This is a genomic window from Streptomyces sp. NPDC008137 (assembly GCF_042957035.1).
Lineage (GTDB): Bacteria > Actinomycetota > Actinomycetes > Streptomycetales > Streptomycetaceae > Streptomyces.
On the sequence record NZ_JBIBHN010000010.1, the window covers coordinates 182,548 to 202,053 of the forward strand.

The window sequence follows — 19,506 nt, forward strand, 5'->3', positions numbered from 1 at the left end:
CTCCAGGGGCGCGGGGCTGTATCTGACATGCGGCTCCGCCGCGGGGCGCGACCAGCCACGACGGACCCGCACTCGGCATCCGGGCAGCAGCTCCCCGCACACCATCCGCACCACAGGGGGAAACACCGCATGAGGCGAACAGGCCGACATGTCACCATGCTCACAGAAGGCACCTACCCACACGTCCACGGCGGCGTCAGCACCTGGTGCGACCAACTCGTCAAGGGCATGCCGGAGGTCGACTTCCACATCGTCTCCCTCACCGGCAACGGCCGCGAACCCGTCACCTGGGACCTCCCGCCCAACGTCTACGCCCACACCTCGGTCCCCACCTGGGGCCCCCGCCCCGGCCGCGCGAGGCCCCCCTACGGCAAGGCCCGCCGCCGCTTCACCGACACCTACGAGCGTTTCCTGCTCTCCTTCCTCGACCCCGGCTCGCCCACCGACTTCGGCACTTCCCTGATCGAGCTGGCCGAACTCGCCCGGGACGGCCGCCTGTCGGCGGCCCTGCGCACCGAGTCGGCGCTGAGGTCCCTGATGTGGATCTGGACGATGCCGCATCTGCCGACCGCCGCCGCCCGGCCCACCGTGCACGACGCGCTGACCGCCACCGACCTGCTGGAACACGCCCTGCGCCCGCTCGGCGTCCGCATCCCCGAGGACTCCGTGGCGCACGCCGTCAGCAGCGGCCTCGCGACCCTGCCCGCGCTCGCCGCCCGCCACCTGGACGGCGTACCGTTCCTGCTCACCGAGCACGGTATCTATCTGCGCGAGCGCTACCTCGGATACCGCAACGACGCCCAACGGTGGCCGGTGAAGGCGTTCATGCTCGGCTTCTACCGCGAGCTGAACTCCTACGGCTACCGCGCCGCCGATCTGATCACCCCGTGCAACCAGTACAACCGCCGCTGGGAGGAGCGCGGCGGCGCCGACGCCGGCAAGATCCGCACGGTGTACAACGGCGTCGACCCGGCCGCCTTCCCGCACGCCGGTCCCGAGCCCGAGGTCCCCACCCTCTCCTGGTGCGGCCGGATCGACCCCATCAAGGACCTGGAGACTCTGATCCGCGCCTACGCGATGGTGCGCGCCGAGATCCCCGCGACCCGGCTCAGGCTCTTCGGCCCGGTCCCGCCCGGCGGCGAGGCCTACCGGACCCGGCTGGAGAAGCTCGCCGCCGAACTGGGCGTCACCGACGGCCTGACCTTCGAGGGCCGGATCACCGAGGTCTGGCGGGCCTACGCGGCCGGGCACGTCGTCATGCTGTCGTCGATCTCCGAAGGCTTCCCGTTCTCCATCATCGAGGCCATGTCCTGCGGCCGTACGACGGTGTCGACGGATGTCGGCGGGGTGTGCGAGGCCGTCGGCGACACCGGCCTGGTCGTGCCCCCGCGCGAGCCCGAGAAGATGGCCGCCGCCGCGCTGACCCTGCTCAAGGACGACGAACGGCGCCTGGAACTGGGCGCGTTGTCACGGCAGCGCGTGATCGACCGGTTCACACTGCGCCGCTCCGTGGATGCCTTCCGCACCGTCTACAAGGAACTCGCGGGCGAGGACGAGGTGTACGAGCCCACGCTGGAGATGGTCGCCGACTGGACCCTGGAACTGCGCGACCCCTGGTACGCGTCCACAGCGGTCTGGGGGTCCCCCCGGACGGAGTCTGGGGGAGGAACGGGCTGGTGAGCGGAAGCGTCTGGCTCCCGCCGGGCTCCCGCCCGGACACCCTGCCCTACATCCCCCGCCAGCGCGCCACCCCCAGCTGGGCCCGGCCCGACCCGGTCGACGAACTCGCCGCCCGGCTCGAGGACTTCGTCGTCGCGGCCGTCCACCCGGACGAGATCGCCGCCCTGCTGGAGTCCGACGGCCTCTCCGACGACCGGATACGCGAGCGGTACGGCGTCAAGAACTCCTTCGCGCTCGCCGAGACCCTCTACGAACGCGTCGAACGCCGCTACCCCGAGCCCGACGGCCCGGTGCCCGACCCGTGGCGGACCGGCCTGCTCGGCTGCCTGCTGCGCGGCGTCGTCTTCGCCCTGCCCGGCCTCGCCTACGTCCTCGGCGCGCCCTTGTTCGCCGGCGACGACGCCTTCGGCCTCCCGCCGGGCACGGTCCCGCTGCTCGCCGGTGCCCTGTGCGGCTGGACGTGGAACCAGGGCCTCGCCCACCGGGCGTACGCCTGGCTGGGGCTGGGCGACCGGACGGCCGCGCGGCGCGCCCTGCTGCTCGGCGCCCCGGCCGGTGCCCTGCTCGGCTCGGTGGTCGCCCTGGCCTGCGCGGCCGGTGCCGCCCCGGCCGCGGTGGCCTTCGCCGCCGGGCAGTCCTGCTATCTGGCGGCGGCGACCGTCCTGCTGGTGATGGGCCGCGAACGGCTTCTGCCGGCCGCCCTCGCGCCGATGGCCACCGGCGCGGTCCTGTCCCTGGCCGACCCGCTGCCCGAGGCCGTGAGCCTGGTTCTCCTGCTGGGCTCCCTGGCGGCCGTGGCGGCCCTCGCCGCGCGCGAAGTGGCACCGGCCGTGAAGGAGGAGGGCGGGTGGACCGTCAGCCTCGTCGCCCTGCTGCCCTTCGGCGCGTCCGGCGCCGCCCCTCGTCGCCCCGCCGGGCCCCGGCTCACGGGCTCTCTGCCGTACGCCCTGTTCGGGCTCGCCACCGGCGTTCTCGTGCTGTACGCGGCACTCGGCGACGTCCTCGCCGGTGAGACCGGCAGCGCGGTCGCCGCCCCCGCCGCCGTGGCGCTCACCCTCAGCATGGGCCCCGCGGAGTGGCTGCTGTACCGATTCCGCGGCGACAGCCTCGCCGCCCTGCGCTCCAGCCGCACCGCCGGGGCCTTCCGGCGCACCACCGTCCTCACCGTCGTCGCATGCCTGGCCGCCTACCTCTCCACCCTGCTCTTACTGGGCATCGCCGCCTCCGCCCTGTGGCCGCACTCCCCGGCCCCCGGCGGAATTCGGCTGGCCGTGCTGCTTCTGCTGGGCGTGGTGCTGTGGACGGGGCTGCTGCTCCAGTCGTTCGGCGCGGTGACCGGCGCGACGGCGGTGTGCTGCGCGGCGGCCCTCGCCCAGACCCTGCTCCTCGTCACGCGCACGGGGGACCCGCACCTGACGGGCCTGACCGTGTACGGCACGGCGGCCGTCGTCCAAGGCGCCCTGGTGTGCGCCCTGCTGGGGAGGGCAACAGCCCACCGATGAGCACTCTCCTGGTTCCGTACTACGAGCACCCGTCCGTACGCCCCGCCGAATGGGAGGCGATCGTCGCGGCGGCGCCCCGCCTCTACGGGGTGGTCCTCAACCCGGCCAGCGGACCCGGCGGCCGCCCCGACGCGGCCTTCGCCGAGGTCGCCGCCCGGCTGCGCGACGCGGGCGTCCGGGTCCTCGGGTACGCCGACACCGGCTACGGCCGCCGCGCCACCACCGACGTCCTGCGCGACCTCACCCGGCACCGCGACTGGTACGGCACCGACGGCGCCTTCCTCGACCAGGTCTCCTCCGGGCCCGAGCAGTTCGAGTACTACCAGCGACTGGCGGTGGCCGCCTGGGGCGTCGGCTGCGGCACCCTCGTCCTCAACCACGGCACGGCACCGCACCCCTGCTACGCCCGCATCGCCGACGTCCTCGTCACCTTCGAGGGCACCTGGGCGTCGTACCGCGCGCTGCGCCCCGAGCCATGGCCGGGCGGCGGCGACGTGCGACTGTGCCACCTGGTGTACGACGTGCCGCCCGACGCCGACCCGGAGGGCCTGGCCAGGGCGCGGGGCGCGGCGGTGCACTGTGCGGTGCCCGGCAGCGGCGATCATCCTTGGGGCACACTGCCGTACACCCTGCACCACCCGGAGAACACCCCGTGAGACGCACGTCCTCGCTCGTCGCCCTGCTCGTCCTGCTGCTCGCCGGCTGCGCCCAGAAGGCCGACGACGACAAACCGGGCCCCCGCTGGCAGCCCCGGCCGGGCACCGCCTGGCAGTGGCAGCTCAGCGGGAAGCTGGACACCTCCGTCGACGTCCCGGTCTACGACATCGACGGCTTCGACCACTCCGAGGCCACCGTCACGCGTCTGCACCGCGAGGACCGCAAGGTCATCTGCTATCTGTCCACCGGCGCCTGGGAGGAGTTCCGCCCGGACGCCGGTAAGTTCCCGAAGTCCGTCCTCGGGCGCGGCAACGGCTGGAAGGGCGAGCGCTGGCTGGACATCCGCCGCACCGATGTCCTGGAGCCCCTCATGGCGGCCCGGATCGACATGTGCCGGGACAAGGGCTTCGACGCGGTGGAGCCCGACAACATGGACGGCTACCGCAACGAGACGGGCTTCCCGCTGAAGGCGGCCGACCAGCTCCGCTACAACCGCCTCATCGCCCGCCTGGCCCACGACCGGGGCCTGGCCGTCGGGCTGAAGAACGACCTGGACCAGATCCCCGAGCTGGTCGGGGACTTCGACTTCGCGGTCAACGAGCAGTGCGCCCAGTACGGCGAGTGCGCGGCCCTGAAGCCGTTCGTCGACGCGGGCAAGGCCGTCTTCCACGTCGAGTACGAGGTGCCCACCCGCCGTTTCTGCGCCGAGTCCCGCCGCCTGAAGCTGAGTTCGCTGCTCAAGAAGTACGAACTGGGGGTGTGGCGACAGGCCTGCTGAGGCCGGGCCGGTGGGTCAGCCCAGCGCCAGGACGACCAGCGCCGTCGTCGCCGCCGTCTCCGCGAGCCCGCCGAACACATCCCCGGTGACCCCGCCGAAGCGGCGCGTGCAGTGCCGCAGCAGCCCTTCGGCGGCGACCAGGGAGAGGACGACCGTGCACCCGGTCCGGACCACGTCGTACGGCCCCCAGAAAGCACTCACCGCAGCCGCCGCCCCCGTGACGGTGACGGCGGTGAGCAACGCCCCGCGCAGGGGCACCACGCCCGCGACCGCCGCCCCCAGCCCCTCCGGCCGGGCCGCCGGCACCCCGGCCCGGGCCGCCAGGGTCAGGGCCAGCCGGGCGGCCGTCGCGGAGACGACCGCGGCGAAGGCGCCCCGGGCCCAGGAGGCGTCGTAGGCCTGGGCGAGCGCGGCGACCTGCGCGAGCAGGACGAGGACGAGGGCGATGACCCCGAACGGCCCGATGTCCGACTGCTTCATGATCCGCAGCGCGTCCTCGGCGGGCTTCCCGCTGCCCAGCCCGTCGGCGGTGTCCGCGAGCCCGTCGAGATGCAGCCCCCGGGTGAGGACGGCCGGCACGGCGACGCCGGCCACGGCGGCGAGCAGCCCGCCCGCGCCGAGGAACAGCAGCACCAGCCCGACGGCGGCGGCAGCGGCACCGACCGCCAGCCCGGCCAGGGGAGCGCACAGCATGCCGCCGCGCCCGGCCTCCCGGTCCCACCGGGTCACCCGGACCGGGAACACGGTGAGGGTGCCGAAGGCGAAGCGGAGACCGTCGAGGGGCGAGGTTCTGGACACCGGCGCAGGCTACCGGCCGGTCAGGAGAGCGGGTGCGGTGGCCGAGGATAAAGTTCACATATGGGATGGTTCGAACGGAACATCATGGAACCCGGCAAGCTGCCGCTGCTCCTCGCTCTCGTCTCGTTCGTGCTGACCTTTCTGATCACCCGGGGCATCACCCGTCTCATCCGGGCGGGCAAGGGCCCCTTCCGCAACATCAGCGGCAGCGGCGGTGTCCACGTCCACCACGTGGTGCCCGGCGTCATCCTGACGATCATCGGCGGCTTCGGCGCGGTCGCCGGCGGCCAGTACGGCTTCGGCTCGGCGCTGGCCGCGGTGATCTTCGGCATCGGCGCGGGCCTCGTCCTCGACGAGTTCGCCCTGGTCCTGCACCTCGCCGACGTCTACTGGACCCCGGACGGCCGCAAGAGCGTCGAGATGGTCGTCCTCACCGCCTCCCTCGTCGGCCTGCTCCTGCTGGGCTTCTCGCCGCTGGGCGTCGACGACCTCAGCGAGGACCAGCAGCAGAACCGCGCCGTCGTCCTCGGGAACGTCCTCGTGAACTTCGCCTTCGCCCTCATCGCCCTGTTCAAGGGCAAGGTCCGCCTCGCCGTCCTGGGCGTGATCATCCCCCTGGTCGCCCTGATCGGCGCCGTACGGCTGGCCCGCCCCACCTCCCCGTGGGCCAAGCGGTTCTACCGCAACCGCCCCCGCGCCCGGGCCAGATCCGGCCTGCGGGCCTACCACCACGACCGTCGCTGGGTCGGCCCCCGGCGCAGATTTCAGGACTGGATCGGCGGCGCGCCCGACTCCGAGCCCGTCCGGTCCCTCGAACACCGCTGACGCAGCGCACCGGCCGCGTACAGCACCAGCACGGCCGCGATCGCCGCCAGATGCTCCTTGCCCGCGAGGTTCTCCTTCACGGCGACCTCGACCACCATGGCCACGATCACCACCGCCGCCGTGGCATACGCGCGATAGCGCAGCCCCAGGCAGACGGCGAGACCCACCACCGCCGCCGACGGCCCGGTGTCCACGACCCGGGCGTCCGAGGCGGGCAGGCCCAGCGGGGAGTCCGGGCCCAGCCAGATGCCCAGGCGGGCGTAGAGCGTGCCCGCGAGCGTCGCGAGGTAGGCGATGAGCAGGGCCCGCCGCCACCCCAGACAGATCTCCGCGATGCCGAACACCAGCAGGATCTGCGTCAGCGCACCCCACACCGGCAGATCCAGCGCGGGCACGAACAGCGACAGCGGCGTCCGCAGCAGCGCGAGCCACAGCGGGTCCTCGGCCCGCACGGCACCGGTGTCCTGCACGAACCCGTAGCCCCACGCCTGGTTGTGGACGAAGTGCAGCACGGACGTCAGGCACACGGCCCCGGCCGCCATCGGCACCGCCCGCAGGCGCCGCTCCCGCAGCGGCCCGCGCACCGCGGCGTACAGCGGCCCCCATTCGGCGCGGGCCCAGCGGGCGAGCGTGGTCATCGAGCGGTCGTCCTCGTCCGTGCGTCGGTACGTCTGAGGGTGTCTGCGACTCAGTCAAACCGACACCACGTTCCAAGACCGACCGGAACGGGACGAAGTTGAGCCAGGTGTGCGTGACCTGGATCGCTACTGCTCGGCGGGAGCCTCCGAGGTCTCCTCCTCCACCGGCTGCTCGGACTCCTTCGGCTTCTCGGGCAGCTCCGCCGCCAGCGCCGCGGCCGCCTGCACCAGGGGGAGCGCCAGCAGCCCGCCCGCGCCCTCGCCGACGGTCACGCCCTGCGTCAGCAGCGGCTCCAGGGCCATCCGGTCCAGCGCCTTCGCCTGCCCGGGCTCTCCGCTGTCGTGCGCGGCCAGCCACCAGTCCGGCGCCCGGAACGCGATCCGCTGCGCGACCAGCGCGCACGCGGCCGTCACCACCCCGTCGAGCACCACGGGCAGCTTCCGCACGGCGCTCTGCAGCAGGAAGCCCGTCATCGCCGCGAGATCGGCCCCGCCGACGGTCGCCAGCAGCTGCAACTGGTCCCCGAGCACCGGCCGGGCCCGGCGCAGCGCGTCGCGGATCGCCGCGCACTTGCGCATCCAGGCCAGATCGTCGATCGCCAGCCCGCCACGCCCGGTGACCACCGACGCGTCGACCCCGCACAACGCCGCGACCAGCACGCCCGCGGCCGTCGTCCCGCCGACGCTCACATCGCCGAGCACCACCAGATCCGTACCGGAGTCGGCCTCCTCGTCGGCCACCGCGACCCCGGCCAGGAACGCCGCCTCGGCCTCCTCCAGGGTCAGCGCGTCCTCGACGTCGATCCGCCCGCTGCCGCGCCGCACCCGATGCCGTACGACGTCCTCGGGCAGGGCCTCGGGATCGCAGTCCAGGGCCATGTCGACGATCCGCACCGGCACGCCGAGCCGCCGCGCGAGCACCGAGACCGGCCTGCCGCCCTCCAGCACCTCGCGCACCAACTCCCCGGCCCCGCCCGCCGGCCGGGCCGAGACGCCCAGTTCGGCGACGCCGTGGTCACCGGCGAAGAGCACCACCCGCGGGCGTTCGACCGGCCGCACCGGCACCGCGGACTGCGCCGCCGCCAGCCACTCACCCAGGTCGTCGAGCCGGCCCAGCGACCCTGGCGGCACGATCTGCCGCCCCCGGCGCGCCTCGGCGTCACGGCGGATCCCGCCGTCCGGACGCTCGATCAGATCGGTGAAGTCGTCGAGATTAAGCGAGCTCATTCGCCGAACAGTACCGGCACCGATCGAACAGCACGGCGCCACATCGCGACTCCGTCACGGCGACGTCGTTGCACCCAAGATCGGCATCCCATACGTTCCCGTTTGCAGCGGATTGTCGTACGTCCCTGCCGTACGGCTCGCGCCACTGCCGTACGCCTCGCGCCCGGGAGCCGCCCATGCCCGAACTTCCCGCCCCCTCCGTCCCCCAGGCGCCCGCGCCGGTCCACGAACCGCGCCGCGAGGACTGCCCCTGGTGCGGCTCCGGCCGGCTGCGCAACCGGCTGCGCACCGGCGACCTGCGGCAGTACAAGCCGGGCAGCTTCACCGTCGACGACTGCCGCGACTGCGGCCACACCTTCCAGAACCCCCGCCTCACGGACGAGGGCCTCGCCCACTACCACCGGACCGTGCGCGGGGCGCCCATGGACCCCACGGCCGACGCCCTCGTCGCCCTGCGCGGCAGCCGGCGGCGCCACCTGTCGGCCGCCCGGGCGATGCGGCGGTTCGGGGAGCCGGAGAGCTGGCTGGACGTGGGGACGGGCCACGCGCGCTTCCCGGCGACGGCCCGGGAGTTCTTCCCCTACACCTCCTTCGACGGCCTGGACGTCACCCCGGACGTGGTCCGGGCCGTCTCTGCCGAACGCGTCGAGGAGGCCCACGTCGGCCGACTGTCGGACCCCCGGATCTCCGGCCCGCTGCGTGCCCGCTACGACGTGGTCAGCATGCTCCACCACCTGGAGGGCGCCCCCGACCCCCGCGCGGAACTCCACGCCGCCCTCCACGTCCTGCGCCCCGGCGGCCACCTGCTCGTCGAGACCCTCGACCCCCGCAGCGTCTTCGCCGCCCTTCTCGGCCGCTGGTGGCTCCCCTACGACCAGCCCCGCCACCTCCACCTGCTGCCCCCGCGCAATCTCCGGGCCGAACTGGAGACGACCGGCTGCACGGTCCTCACCCTCGACCACCGCCCCACCCACATCCCCCACGACCTCTCCGGCGCGACCTCCCTGGCCCTCTCCCACGCCCTCCCCACTCCGGACACCCCCTGGCGGGCGATCCCCCCACCCGCCTTCCAACGCCACGCCCGAGAGGCCCTCCTCCGAGCGGGCCTCCCTCTGGTCGGCCTGGCGTCCCTGACGGACCACCTACTGGCCCCCCTGGCCCGCCGCACCCGCCTGGCGAACACATACCGCGTCATCGCCCAAAAGGCTCATTAGCTGCGGGCCTGCGCCCCGCCCCCGCCGCGGGCATGCGTTGCCGCCCTAGCTGCGGGCATGCGTGCCTCCCCCAGTGCCTAAAGGGCCTGGGAGGTGCCCCCAGGGCGGCACGGGTGGGCGCAGCGGCACCTCGTCACGCCGAGTTGCGCACCCACCCCGCCCCAGCCCCCACCCACAGCACCGGTCACCCCCGCAGCACCACAGCCTGCCCCGCCACCACCAACAGCACCTGCTCACACTGCTCGGCGAACCCCGCGTTCAACCGACCCAGTTCATCCCGATACCGCCGCCCCGACGCAGTCGCCGGCACGATCCCCGACCCCACCTCGTTCGACACGGCCACAACAACACGCCGACTCGCCCGCACCGCCTCCGTCAACTCCCGCACCCGCTCCCGCAACACCTTCTCCCCCCGCTCCGCCCACACCGCGTCGTCCCACGCCCCGGCGGAATCCATGGCATCCGTCAGCCACAACGACAGACAGTCGATGAGCAGAGGCGGCCCCTCCTCCGCCAGCAACGGCACCAGATCGCAGGTCTCCACCGTCCGCCACGACCCAGGCCGCCGCTCCCGGTGCGCGGCCACCCGCACCGACCACTCGGTGTCCCCGTTGCGGGACCCGCCCGTCGCCACGTACAGCACGTCGGGAAAGGCCTCCAGCCGGCGCTCGGCCTCCACCGACTTGCCCGACCGCGCCCCGCCCAGCACCAGCGTCCGCCGCGGTACGTCCGGCACGTCCTCGTACGCCCCCACCGCCAGCGTCGCCCCGTCCGGCACCGCCCGCGCCCCGGCCGCCGCGAGCCGCCGCCCGAGCTCCGGGCCCGGCGGCACGTCGTGGTCCAGATGGACGGCGACCACATCGGTGGTCGGCCCCACCGCCCCGACCGCCCGCAGCTTCGCCAGCGCGTCCGGCCGCCCCACGACATCCGCGAGGACCATGTCGTACGGCTCGGCCGGTTCCGCCAGCCCCGCCGGCGCCCCGCCCGGTGGCAGATACAGCAGCCGCTGCCCCTCCGGCCCGGTCACCTCGTACCCCGTGCCCGGCGCGTCCATCGCCACCGCCCGCACCCGGTGCCCCGTCAGCAGCGTCAACTCCTGCCCGTCCGGCACCCGTCCGGGTTGCGGCACCCCGGCAGGCACCTCGACCGCGGGCCCGTCATGCGGATGCGACAACAGCACCTGCCGCACGCCGGTCAGCGAACGCCCCGCCCGAGCGGCCGCGAACGCCGCTCCGGGCGTCAGATCGAGCAACAGCGCCCCGTCCAGAAGCAACGCGGTGGCTGCCCGGGAATCCGGTCCGAGAGCGGCCGCACAAGCCGCACAGGAACAATCGGGACGGGGAAGCCCCGCGGGAGCGCCAGTACCAAGCAGAGTGAGTTCCACGCCCCGATTCTCACCCGTGGCCATGGGGCACGCGTGACGAAGACGCCCCTGAGGGGCGCGGGACCGTATCGATGTGCGGCTCCGCCGCGCGGGCGCGACCAGCCCACCACAACCCGCACACGCCCGACCACCCGCACTCCCGCAAGCCCTATAACGCCCCACCCGGCGGAGCGCTTACGCTCGGGGACAGGAGCCGGACCAAGATCCGGCTCCCGCTGTGCAGGCTGTGCAGTGTGCTCACACACATGGGAGGCGTACATGGCGGCATGGACGTGGCGGTTCGAGAAGACCGACGGGGCGGAGGTCCAGCCCGCGGTACCGCCGGAGGACTTCCCCACCCAGGGGGATGCCGAGTCCTGGATCGGGGAGCACTGGAAGGCCTTGCAGGAGGGCGGCGCCGACCAGGTGCGTCTGTTCGAGGACGCCACGGAGATCTACGGCCCGATGAGTCTGCACGCGGCCGAGGCGTGAGCCCGGGGGCGGGGGCCGACGGCCCTCGCCCACCCCACATCGTCCGGCTGCGTCAGCCCCGGACGCCGCACAGGTGCAACAACGCCGCCACCCCGCGGTACGGATCCGTCCGCCCGGCCCTCTCCTCCACCGCGAGCAGCGTCCTGGCGTCACCCGGGACCTCGGCGTCGTCCGCCGCCGAGTCGGTGAACACGCCCACCCCGTACCAGGCGTGCAGCGGCGCCCCGATCCCCGCGAGCGTCGACGTCAGGTCCTTCAGCCGGTCGGCCCGTACGTCGAGCCCCAGCCGGTTCCGGTATGCCGTCGTGTCGAAGGCCGTCAGCGCGTCCGCCCAGGCGCCGGACAGCCCAGGCCGCAGCGCGAGCGCGTCCCCGTTGCGTACGAGCAGGGACAGCAGTCCGCCGTGCGCGAGCATCCGGGCGAGACCCGCCAGCAGCGGGTCGGGCTCCTCCACGTACATGAGCACGCCATGACACAGGACCACGTCGAAGGCGCCCGGCAGGAAGTGCACACCGGTGTCCCGGCCGTCGCCCTCGATGATCCGCATCCGCTTCCGGATGCCCTCTGGTTCCCCCGCGAGGGACTCCTGGGCCGCGGCGACCATCCTCGGGTCCTGCTCCAGACCGGTCACCTGGTGCCCGGCCCGGGCCAGCCGCAGCGCCTGCGTGCCCCGGCCCATGCCGACGTCGAGCACCCGCAGCCGCTGCCCGACCGGGAACCGCCCGGATATCTGTTCGTCCAGCTGCCGGGCGACCAGCTCCTGCCGGACCACATCGCGCAGCCCGCCCGTCCCGGTCTCCCGGGCATCCGCCGCGCTCTCGGGAATCGGCGTCGTGGTCAGGGCCGCTCTCCGCGCTTGACCTGCGGCTTCGGCAGCCGGAGCCGGCGCATCTGGAGGGAGCGCATCAGAGCGTAGGCGACCGCGCCCCGCTTGTTCTCACCGGCGAACCGCTCGGCCAGCTGCTTCTTCAGGCGGAAGGCGGAGACGAACGAGTCGAGCACGATCAGCACGATCACCACGAGCCACAGCAGCAGCGCGATGTTCTGCAGCGCCGCCACGCGCACCATGCTCAGCACGAGGATGACCACGGCCATCGGCAGGAAGAACTCCGCGATGTTGAACCGCGAGTCGACGAAGTCGCGCGCGAACCGGCGGACCGGTCCCTTGTCGCGGGCGGGCAGATACCGCTCGTCGCCGCTGGCCAGCGCCTGACGCTGGCGCTCCATCGCGGTACGGCGCTCCGCGCGCTGGCGCTTGGCGGCCTCCTTGCGCGTCGTCGACGTGTTGGCCACGCTGCGGCGCTGCGACTGGGCCGCACTGCGCTTGGGCGTGGGGCGGCCCTTGCGGGCCTCGGGGTGACGGGGCTGACTGGAGTCGGTCTCCGGCGCCTTCACGGCGTCCTGGGCCTTCTCATCCTTCGCACGGCTACGGAACACAAAACCCAAGGGTAAGGGCTTCCGGGCATGGACCCCAGCCCCGTGGGGAACGATCCGGCAACACCAGTCGTCTGTATGGGGACAGAGGGGACGATGTGTACGGCTCCGGCGGTTTCCCGGGATGTAGGCCTCCGGTAACCCCGGGGATCACCTACTCCCTACGCCGGAGCGGGACCGTCCACAGTCGTCCTTGGGGATGAGCGCATCCGTCCCCGAACAGTGCGGTAATGGATGCAGGGCCCGTACTGTGGGTTCTGTCGCAGGAGCTGGAGCCGGTTCGGTCAGAAGGGGGCGCGCGAAGCCCATGAGCGGTGTCATGAAGCGTATGGGGATGATCTTCCGCGCGAAGGCGAACAAGGCCCTTGACCGGGCCGAGGACCCGCGCGAGACCCTCGACTACTCGTACCAGAAGCAGCTGGAGCTGCTCCAGAAGGTGCGCCGCGGCGTCGCCGACGTGGCGACCAGCCGCAAGCGCCTGGAGCTGCAGCTCGCCCAGCTGAACAAGCAGTCCTCCACGCTGGAGGACCAAGGCCGCAAGGCGCTCGCGCTGGGCCGTGAGGACCTGGCCCGTGAGGCGCTGTCCCGCCGGGCCGCCCTCCAGCAGCAGGTGACCGACCTGGAGACCCAGCACTCGACGCTGCAGGGCGAGGAGGAGAAGCTCACTCTCGCGGCCCAGCGGCTCCAGGCCAAGGTCGACGCCTTCCGTACGAAGAAGGAGACGATCAAGGCGACCTACACGGCGGCCCAGGCGCAGACCCGGATCGGCGAGGCCTTCTCCGGCATCTCGGAGGAGATGGGCGACGTCGGCCTGGCCATCCAGCGCGCCGAGGACAAGACGGCCCAGCTCCAGGCCCGCGCCGGCGCGATCGACGAGCTGCTCGCCTCCGGGGCGCTGGACGACCCCTCCGGCATGCACAAGGACGACATCCAGGCCGAGCTGGACCGGCTCTCCGGTGGTACGGATGTAGAGCTGGAACTGCAGCGGATGAAGCAGGAGCTGGCCGGGGGCCCGGCCGCCGGGCAGCAGGCCATCGAAGGTGGTGGCACGAGCCAGTCGCAGCAGCAGGACCGGCAGCAGCCGCAGGACACCCCGCGCTTCGACAAGCAGTAGGGGCCCACGCCTAGGAGGGCGACATGATCGTACGGATCATGGGGGAGGGCCAGGTGAGGCTGGCCGACGGCCACCTCACCGAACTGAACAAGCTGGACGACGAGCTCCTGGCCGAAATGGAGAACGGCGACGGCCCCGCCTTCCGCCGCACCCTCCAGGCCCTGCTGACCAGGGTCCGCGACCTCGGCGACCCCCTCCCGGACGACTCCCTGGAACCCTCGGAACTCATCCTCCCGTCCCCGGACGCGACCCTGGAGGAAGTCCAGGAACTCCTCAGCGACGACGGCCTGATCCCAGGCTGACCCACCCAGCTGCGGGCATGCGTGCCGCTAGGGGCGGCACGGGTGGGCGCAGCGGCACCCCGCACCGCCGGGCTGCGCACCCACCCGGCCCCAGCCCCAACGCCGAGCACCCCACACCCGACCTTCTGAACCCCACCCCCATACCCCCGCACTCCCCGCCCAGCTACCGTAAACAGCCGTGAGCACCCTCCAAAGGGCCAAAGTCCAGGCCAAGGCGCACCCCCTGGCCGTGGACGCCGTCCTGGCCGCAGGCGTCCTGGCCTGCATGGTCGCCGGCTCCTTCGTGGAGCCCCGCCACCGAGACACCCCCGTCAGCTGGGCCCTGCGCACCCCCGACCCCCTCAGCCTCGTCCTCATGGTCCTCGGCGCCGCCGCCCTGGTCTTCCGCCGCCGCGCCCCCATGACGGTCCTGGTCCTCACCGGCACGGTCTCCGTCGTCGAATCCGTCACCGGCGACCCCCGCGCCCCCGTCGCCATGTCCGCCGTCATCGCCCTGTACACCGTCGCCTCCACCACCGACCGCCCCACCACCTGGCGCGTCGGCCTGCTCACCACGACCGTGCTGACCGGCGCCGCCATGGCCGCCGGCCCCCTGCCCTGGTACGCCCAGGAGAACCTCGGCATCGTGGCCTGGGCCGGCATCGGCGCCACCGCGGGCGACGCCGTCCGCAGCCGCCGCGCCTTCATCCAGGCCATCCGGGAACGCGCCGAACGCGCCGAACGCACCCGGGAGGAGGAGGCCCGCCGCCGGGTCGCCGAGGAACGCCTGCGCATCGCCCGGGACCTGCACGACGTCGTCGCCCACCACATCGCCCTGGTCAACGTCCAGGCCGGCGTCGCCGCCCACGTCATGGACAAACGCCCCGACCAGGCCAAGGAGGCCCTCGCCCACGTCCGGGACGCCAGCCGCTCCGCCCTCAACGAGCTGCGGGCCACCGTCGGCCTGCTCCGGCAGTCCGGCGACCCGGAGGCCCCCACCGAACCCGCCCCCGGCCTGGACCGCCTCGACGAACTCGCCGGCACCTTCCGCAACGCCGGCCAGCGCATCGAGGTCGCCCGCACAGACCAGGGCACCGCCCTGCCCGCGGCCGTCGACCTGGCCGCCTACCGGATCATCCAGGAGGCCCTCACCAACGTGCAGAAGCACGCCGGGCCGCACGCCAAGGCCGAGGTCAGCGTCGTACGGGTCGGACCGAACATCGAGATCACCGTGCTCGACGACGGCAGCGGCGAGGACGCCGACCCGGGCAGCGGCGGCGGCCACGGCCTGCTCGGCATGCGGGAGCGCGTCACCGCCCTGCGCGGCACCCTGACCACCGGTCCCCGCTACGGAGGCGGCTTCCGCGTCCATGCGATCCTGCCCGTCAAGAACCGCACACCGACCGGGGAGGACCCCGCATGACCATCCGTGTCCTGCTCGCCGACGACCAGGCGCTGCTGCGCAGCGCCTTCCGGGTGCTCGTCGACTCCGAGCCCGACATGGAGGTGGTGGGGGAGGCGTCCGACGGGGCGGAAGCGGTGCGGATGACGAAGGAGCAGCACGCCGACGTCGTCCTCATGGACATCCGGATGCCCGGCACCGACGGTCTCGCCGCGACCCGCATGATCAGCGCCGACCCCGAACTCGCCGATGTCCGCGTGGTCATCCTGACGACGTTCGAGGTCGACGACTACGTCGTGCAGTCGCTGCGCGCCGGCGCCTCCGGCTTCCTCGGCAAGGGCTCCGAGCCCGAGGAGCTGCTGACCGCGATCCGGACCGCCGCCGGCGGCCAGGCGCTGCTGTCCCCGGCGGCCACCACCGGCCTCATCGCACGCTTCCTCGCCCAGGACCCGGCCGACGACGGCGAGCGCGACCCGGCCCGCGCCGAGCGGCTCGACTCGCTCACCGGCCGGGAGCGCGAAGTGCTCGTCCAGGTCGCCGGAGGACACTCCAACGACGAGATCGCCGAGCGCCTCGAGGTCAGCCCGCTGACGGTGAAGACGCACGTCAACCGGGCCATGGCCAAGCTGGGTGCCCGGGACCGGGCCCAGCTCGTGGTCACTGCGTACGAGTCCGGACTGGTCCGTCCAAGGGTGGAGTGAGCCCGGCCCGGGTGTACTGCGCCCGGAGTATGCGCGGCATAAGGAAATGGACCTGGGGCCTACGAATCCAGGGTCCCCGATGGCTCAGGGTGTTAGGGCGGGTGCTCATCTGCGCGCTCGCTGCCGCTTCTGCCGCTAACAGAAGAGAGACCCTCACCCATGTCCTGGCTGTCGAAATTCAGCCTCGCGCAACGGGCCCTGATAGGGCTGATGTCGATCATCGCGCTCGTCTTCGGGGCGATCGCGATACCCCAGCTCAAGCAGCAGCTGCTGCCCACCATCGAACTGCCCATGGTGTCCGTGCTGGCGCCGTACCAGGGCGCGTCCCCGGACGTGGTCGAGAAGCAGGTCGTCGAACCCATCGAGGACAACCTCGAATCCGTCGACGGCATCAGCGGCGTCACCTCCACCGCCAGCGAGGGCAACGCCGTGATCATGGCGTCCTTCGACTACGGCAACGACACCAAGCAGCTCGTCGCCGACGTCCAGCAGGCCGTCAACCGGGCCCGCGTCCAGCTCCCGGACGACGTCGACCCGCAGATCGTCGCCGGTTCCACGGACGACATGCCGACCGTCGTCCTCGCCGTCAGCTCGGAGCGGGACCACCAGGCCCTGGCCGACCAGCTCGACAGGACCGTCGTACCGGACCTCAAGAGCATCGACGGCGTCGGCCAGGTCACCGTGGACGGTGTGCGCGACCTCCAGGTCGCCGTCACCCCCGACAACGCGAAACTCGCGAAGGCGGGCCTCACCCCGCAGTCCCTCATGCAGGCGCTCCAGGCGGGCGGCGCGACCGTCCCGGCCGGCTCCTTCGACGAGGACGGCGCCAACCGCACGGTCCAGGTCGGTGGCGGCTTCACCTCGCTGAAGCAGATCCAGGACCTGATGGTCACGGGCGAGCCCGGCAAGGGGAAGCCGGTGCGCCTCGGCGACGTCGCCACGGTGAAGCAGCAGGAGGCCCCGGCCGACTCCATCACCCGCACGGACGGCAAGCCCAGCCTCTCCGTCGCCGTCACCATGGACCGCGACGGCAGCGCGGTCGCGATCTCCGAGGCCGTCCAGGACAAGCTCCCCGACCTCCGCAAGGACCTCGGCTCCGGCGCCGACCTCACGGTCGTCAGCGACCAGGGCCCGGCGGTGTCCAAGTCCATCAAGGGCCTGACCACCGAGGGCGGGCTCGGTCTGCTCTTCGCGGTCCTGGTGATCCTGGTCTTCCTGGCCTCGATCCGCTCCACCCTCGTCACGGCGGTCTCGATCCCGCTGTCGGTCGTCCTCGCCCTGATCGTCCTGTGGACGCGCGACCTGTCGCTGAACGTCCTGACGCTGGGCGCGCTGACGATCGCCATCGGCCGGGTCGTCGACGACTCGATCGTGGTCCTGGAGAACATCAAGCGGCACCTCGGCTACGGCGAGGAGCGCCACTCGGCGATCCTCCAGGCCGTCCGTGAGGTCGCGGGCGCGGTGACGTCCTCGACCCTCACCACGGTCGCGGTCTTCCTGCCGATCGGCCTCGTCGGCGGCATGGTGGGCGAGCTGTTCGGCTCGTTCAGCCTGACGGTCACGGCCGCCCTGCTGGCCTCGCTCCTCGTCTCCCTGACGGTCGTACCGGTCCTGTCGTACTGGTTCCTGCGCCCGCCGAAGGGCACCCCGGAGGACGCGGACGAGGCACGCCGCCTCGCGGAGGAGAAGGAAGCCAAGAGCCGCCTCCAGCGCATCTACGTCCCGGTCCTGCGCTTCGCGACCCGCCGCCGCCTCACCAGCGTGGCCCTCGCGATCGTCGTCCTCGTCGGCACGTTCGGCATGGCACCGCTGCTGAAGACGAACTTCTTCGACCAGGGCGAGCAGGAAGTCCTCAGCGTCAAGCAGGAGCTGAAGCCCGGCACCAGCCTGGAGGCTACGAACGCCCAGGCGAAGAAGGTCGAGCAGCTGCTCGCCGACACCAAGGGCGTGAAGGACTACCAGGTCACCATCGGTTCGTCCGGCTTCATGGCCGCCTTCGGCGGCGGCACGGACACCAACCAGGCCTCGTACCAGGTGATGCTGGACGACTCCGTGCCGTTCGAGGACGTCCAGGACGACATCGAGAAGGGCCTGGCAGGCCTCAAGGGCATCGGCACGACCACCATCGCCGCCGGTGACGGCTTCGGCGCCCAGGATCTCAGCGTCGTGGTGAAGGCCGCCGACGCCGATGTCCTGCGTACGGCGTCCGAGCAGGTCCGCAAGACGGTCGCCGAGCTCGACGACGTCACGGACGTCACCAGCGACCTGGCCCAGAGCGTGCCGCGCATCTCGGTGAAGGCCAACGACAAGGCGGCCGCGGCCGGCTTCAACGACCAGACGCTGGGCGCTGCCGTCGCGCAGGCCATCCGCGGCACCAACGCGGCCAAGGCGACCCTCGACGACAGCGAGCGCGACGTCGTCATCCGCTCGGCGAAGCCCGCGCAGACCCTGAAGCAGCTTCAGGACCTGAACTTGGGCGCGGTGAAGCTCGGCGACATCGCCACGGTGAAGCAGGTCGACGGCCCGGTCTCCATGACCCGGATCGACGGCCAGCGAGCCGCCACCATCTCCGCGAAGCCGACCGGCGACAACACCGGCGCGGTGAGCACCAAGCTCCAGTCCGAGATCAGCGCGCTGAAGCTCCCCGACGGCGCCACGGCGTCCATCGGCGGCGTCTCCGAGGACCAGGACGAGGCGTTCCTCAACCTGGGCCTGGCGATGCTGGCCGCCATCGCGATCGTCTTCATGCTGCTGGTCGGCACCTTCAAGTCCCTGGTCCAGCCGCTGATCCTGCTCGTCTCCATCCCGTTCGCGGCCACCGGCGCCATCGGCCTCCTGGTGGCGACCGGCACCCCGATGGGTGTCCCCGCGATGATCGGCATGCTGATGCTGATCGGCATCGTGGTGACGAACGCGATCGTGCTGATCGACCTGATCAACCAGTACCGCAAGCAGGGCTACGGCGTCGTCGAGGCCGTCATCGAGGGCGGCCGCCACCGACTGCGCCCGATCCTCATGACCGCCCTGGCGACGATCTTCGCCCTGCTCCCGATGGCCCTCGGCATCACCGGCGAAGGCGGCTTCATCGCCCAGCCACTGGCCGTGGTCGTGATCGGCGGCCTGGTGACATCGACCCTGCTCACCCTCCTCCTGGTCCCGACGCTGTACGCGATGCTCGAACTCCGCAAGGAGCGCCGGGCGAAGAAGCGCGCGGCGAAGAAGGGCCTCCCGGCCCCGCGCACGGAGACGGCGGAGGAGCCGGAGCCGGCGCAGGTCTGACAGCAGTACACACGACGAGGGGCGCCCCGTGGCTCATGCTCACGGGGCGCCCCTCGCCGTGCGTCAGGGACCATCCGTTCGTGTGATGAGGCGGTGACCCGGGTCTGTTGATAACCTGTGC

Annotated in this window: 18 protein-coding genes; 12 read left to right on the forward strand and 6 right to left on the reverse strand. The window is 72.5% G+C overall.

From position 1 onward, the window contains the following. The first annotated feature begins 129 nt into the window (after positions 1-129). Genes pelF through ACFZBT_RS19280 form a run of 4 tightly spaced genes read left to right on the forward strand, consistent with a single transcriptional unit; the run spans position 130 to position 4,617 of the window. On the forward strand, positions 130-1,680 hold the full coding sequence (gene pelF, locus ACFZBT_RS19265; RefSeq protein ID WP_391104870.1) for a GT4 family glycosyltransferase PelF: 1,551 nt from the start codon (positions 130-132) through the stop codon (positions 1,678-1,680). Further along, positions 1,677-3,182, forward strand: coding sequence for a hypothetical protein (locus tag ACFZBT_RS19270; protein ID WP_391104872.1), 1,506 nt, complete (start codon positions 1,677-1,679; stop codon positions 3,180-3,182). Before pelF ends, ACFZBT_RS19270 begins: the two co-directional genes overlap by 4 nt. Continuing rightward, positions 3,179-3,838, forward strand: coding sequence for a spherulation-specific family 4 protein (locus ACFZBT_RS19275; RefSeq protein WP_391104874.1), 660 nt, complete (start codon positions 3,179-3,181; stop codon positions 3,836-3,838). The genes ACFZBT_RS19270 and ACFZBT_RS19275 overlap by 4 nt, the downstream gene beginning before the upstream one ends. Continuing rightward, a complete protein-coding gene (locus ACFZBT_RS19280) occupies positions 3,835-4,617 on the forward strand; it encodes an endo alpha-1,4 polygalactosaminidase (protein ID WP_391104876.1) in 783 nt (260 codons plus the stop codon). Before ACFZBT_RS19275 ends, ACFZBT_RS19280 begins: the two co-directional genes overlap by 4 nt. Positions 4,618-4,632: 15 nt before the next feature. Here the strand turns inward: ACFZBT_RS19280 and ACFZBT_RS19285 are convergent, their stop codons facing one another. Continuing rightward, positions 4,633-5,415 carry an adenosylcobinamide-GDP ribazoletransferase gene (locus ACFZBT_RS19285; protein ID WP_391104878.1) on the reverse strand — a complete coding sequence of 261 codons (783 nt, stop codon included), beginning with the start codon at positions 5,413-5,415 and terminating at the stop codon, positions 4,633-4,635. Positions 5,416-5,475: 60 nt separating this feature from the next. On the opposite strand from ACFZBT_RS19285, the gene ACFZBT_RS19290 reads away from it, so the two are divergent. Next, positions 5,476-6,240, forward strand: coding sequence for a hypothetical protein (locus ACFZBT_RS19290; protein ID WP_391104881.1), 765 nt, complete (start codon positions 5,476-5,478; stop codon positions 6,238-6,240). On the opposite strand, the gene ACFZBT_RS19295 is transcribed toward ACFZBT_RS19290, so the two are convergent. Together ACFZBT_RS19295 and cobT are read right to left on the reverse strand one after the other, a co-directional pair. Continuing rightward, positions 6,180-6,878, reverse strand: coding sequence for a hypothetical protein (locus tag ACFZBT_RS19295; protein ID WP_391104883.1), 699 nt, complete (start codon positions 6,876-6,878; stop codon positions 6,180-6,182). The two genes, ACFZBT_RS19290 and ACFZBT_RS19295, sit on opposite strands and share 61 nt — an antisense overlap. 126 nt (positions 6,879-7,004) lie before the next feature. After that, positions 7,005-8,105 (reverse strand): nicotinate-nucleotide--dimethylbenzimidazole phosphoribosyltransferase, encoded by a 1,101-nt coding sequence (cobT, locus tag ACFZBT_RS19300; protein ID WP_391104885.1) that lies wholly within the window; start codon positions 8,103-8,105, stop codon positions 7,005-7,007. Positions 8,106-8,281: 176 nt separating this feature from the next. On the opposite strand from cobT, the gene ACFZBT_RS19305 reads away from it, so the two are divergent. Further along, on the forward strand, positions 8,282-9,319 hold the full coding sequence (locus tag ACFZBT_RS19305) for a methyltransferase domain-containing protein (protein WP_391104887.1): 1,038 nt from the start codon (positions 8,282-8,284) through the stop codon (positions 9,317-9,319). Positions 9,320-9,503: 184 nt separating this feature from the next. On the opposite strand, the gene ACFZBT_RS19310 is transcribed toward ACFZBT_RS19305, so the two are convergent. Next, positions 9,504-10,703: a bifunctional adenosylcobinamide kinase/adenosylcobinamide-phosphate guanylyltransferase gene (locus ACFZBT_RS19310; RefSeq protein ID WP_391104889.1), complete on the reverse strand. Its 1,200-nt coding sequence runs from the start codon at positions 10,701-10,703 to the stop codon at positions 9,504-9,506. Between the two features lie 258 nt (positions 10,704-10,961). On the opposite strand from ACFZBT_RS19310, the gene ACFZBT_RS19315 reads away from it, so the two are divergent. Next, on the forward strand, positions 10,962-11,174 hold the full coding sequence (locus ACFZBT_RS19315) for a hypothetical protein (RefSeq protein ID WP_382499266.1): 213 nt from the start codon (positions 10,962-10,964) through the stop codon (positions 11,172-11,174). A gap of 52 nt (positions 11,175-11,226) precedes the next feature. On the opposite strand, the gene ACFZBT_RS19320 is transcribed toward ACFZBT_RS19315, so the two are convergent. Both ACFZBT_RS19320 and ACFZBT_RS19325 read right to left on the reverse strand, forming a co-directional pair. Next, positions 11,227-11,931, reverse strand: coding sequence for a methyltransferase domain-containing protein (locus ACFZBT_RS19320; RefSeq protein WP_391104958.1), 705 nt, complete (start codon positions 11,929-11,931; stop codon positions 11,227-11,229). Between the two features lie 80 nt (positions 11,932-12,011). Continuing rightward, the gene (locus ACFZBT_RS19325) at positions 12,012-12,611 is read right to left on the reverse strand and encodes a DUF3043 domain-containing protein (RefSeq protein ID WP_391104892.1); all 600 of its coding nucleotides are present in this window, start codon (positions 12,609-12,611) and stop codon (positions 12,012-12,014) included. 325 nt (positions 12,612-12,936) lie between these two features. On the opposite strand from ACFZBT_RS19325, the gene ACFZBT_RS19330 reads away from it, so the two are divergent. From ACFZBT_RS19330 to ACFZBT_RS19350, 5 genes are all read left to right on the forward strand, one after another. Beyond that, a complete protein-coding gene (locus ACFZBT_RS19330; protein ID WP_391104960.1) occupies positions 12,937-13,722 on the forward strand; it encodes a PspA/IM30 family protein in 786 nt (261 codons plus the stop codon). 23 nt (positions 13,723-13,745) lie between these two features. Beyond that, positions 13,746-14,024, forward strand: coding sequence for a hypothetical protein (locus ACFZBT_RS19335; RefSeq protein WP_391104894.1), 279 nt, complete (start codon positions 13,746-13,748; stop codon positions 14,022-14,024). 178 nt (positions 14,025-14,202) lie between these two features. Further along, positions 14,203-15,426 carry a histidine kinase gene (locus tag ACFZBT_RS19340; protein ID WP_391104896.1) on the forward strand — a complete coding sequence of 408 codons (1,224 nt, stop codon included), beginning with the start codon at positions 14,203-14,205 and terminating at the stop codon, positions 15,424-15,426. Then, positions 15,423-16,106 (forward strand): response regulator, encoded by a 684-nt coding sequence (locus ACFZBT_RS19345; RefSeq protein ID WP_382499260.1) that lies wholly within the window; start codon positions 15,423-15,425, stop codon positions 16,104-16,106. Before ACFZBT_RS19340 ends, ACFZBT_RS19345 begins: the two co-directional genes overlap by 4 nt. Positions 16,107-16,265: 159 nt before the next feature. Continuing rightward, positions 16,266-19,385, forward strand: a complete 3,120-nt coding sequence (locus tag ACFZBT_RS19350) for an efflux RND transporter permease subunit (RefSeq protein ID WP_391104898.1) — start codon at positions 16,266-16,268, stop codon at positions 19,383-19,385. The last annotated feature ends 121 nt before the right edge of the window (positions 19,386-19,506 follow it).

Coding starts and splice junctions, on each gene's coding strand:
- pelF (WP_391104870.1), top strand. CDS start 130: ATGAGGCGAACAGGCCGACATGTCACCATGCTCACAGAAGGCACCTAC.
- ACFZBT_RS19275 (WP_391104874.1), top strand. CDS start 3,179: ATGAGCACTCTCCTGGTTCCGTACTACGAGCACCCGTCCGTACGCCCC.
- ACFZBT_RS19290 (WP_391104881.1), top strand. CDS start 5,476: ATGGGATGGTTCGAACGGAACATCATGGAACCCGGCAAGCTGCCGCTG.
- ACFZBT_RS19295 (WP_391104883.1), bottom strand. CDS start 6,878: ATGACCACGCTCGCCCGCTGGGCCCGCGCCGAATGGGGGCCGCTGTAC.
- cobT (WP_391104885.1), bottom strand. CDS start 8,105: ATGAGCTCGCTTAATCTCGACGACTTCACCGATCTGATCGAGCGTCCG.
- ACFZBT_RS19305 (WP_391104887.1), top strand. CDS start 8,282: ATGCCCGAACTTCCCGCCCCCTCCGTCCCCCAGGCGCCCGCGCCGGTC.
- ACFZBT_RS19315 (WP_382499266.1), top strand. CDS start 10,962: ATGGCGGCATGGACGTGGCGGTTCGAGAAGACCGACGGGGCGGAGGTC.
- ACFZBT_RS19330 (WP_391104960.1), top strand. CDS start 12,937: ATGGGGATGATCTTCCGCGCGAAGGCGAACAAGGCCCTTGACCGGGCC.
- ACFZBT_RS19335 (WP_391104894.1), top strand. CDS start 13,746: ATGATCGTACGGATCATGGGGGAGGGCCAGGTGAGGCTGGCCGACGGC.
- ACFZBT_RS19345 (WP_382499260.1), top strand. CDS start 15,423: ATGACCATCCGTGTCCTGCTCGCCGACGACCAGGCGCTGCTGCGCAGC.
- ACFZBT_RS19350 (WP_391104898.1), top strand. CDS start 16,266: ATGTCCTGGCTGTCGAAATTCAGCCTCGCGCAACGGGCCCTGATAGGG.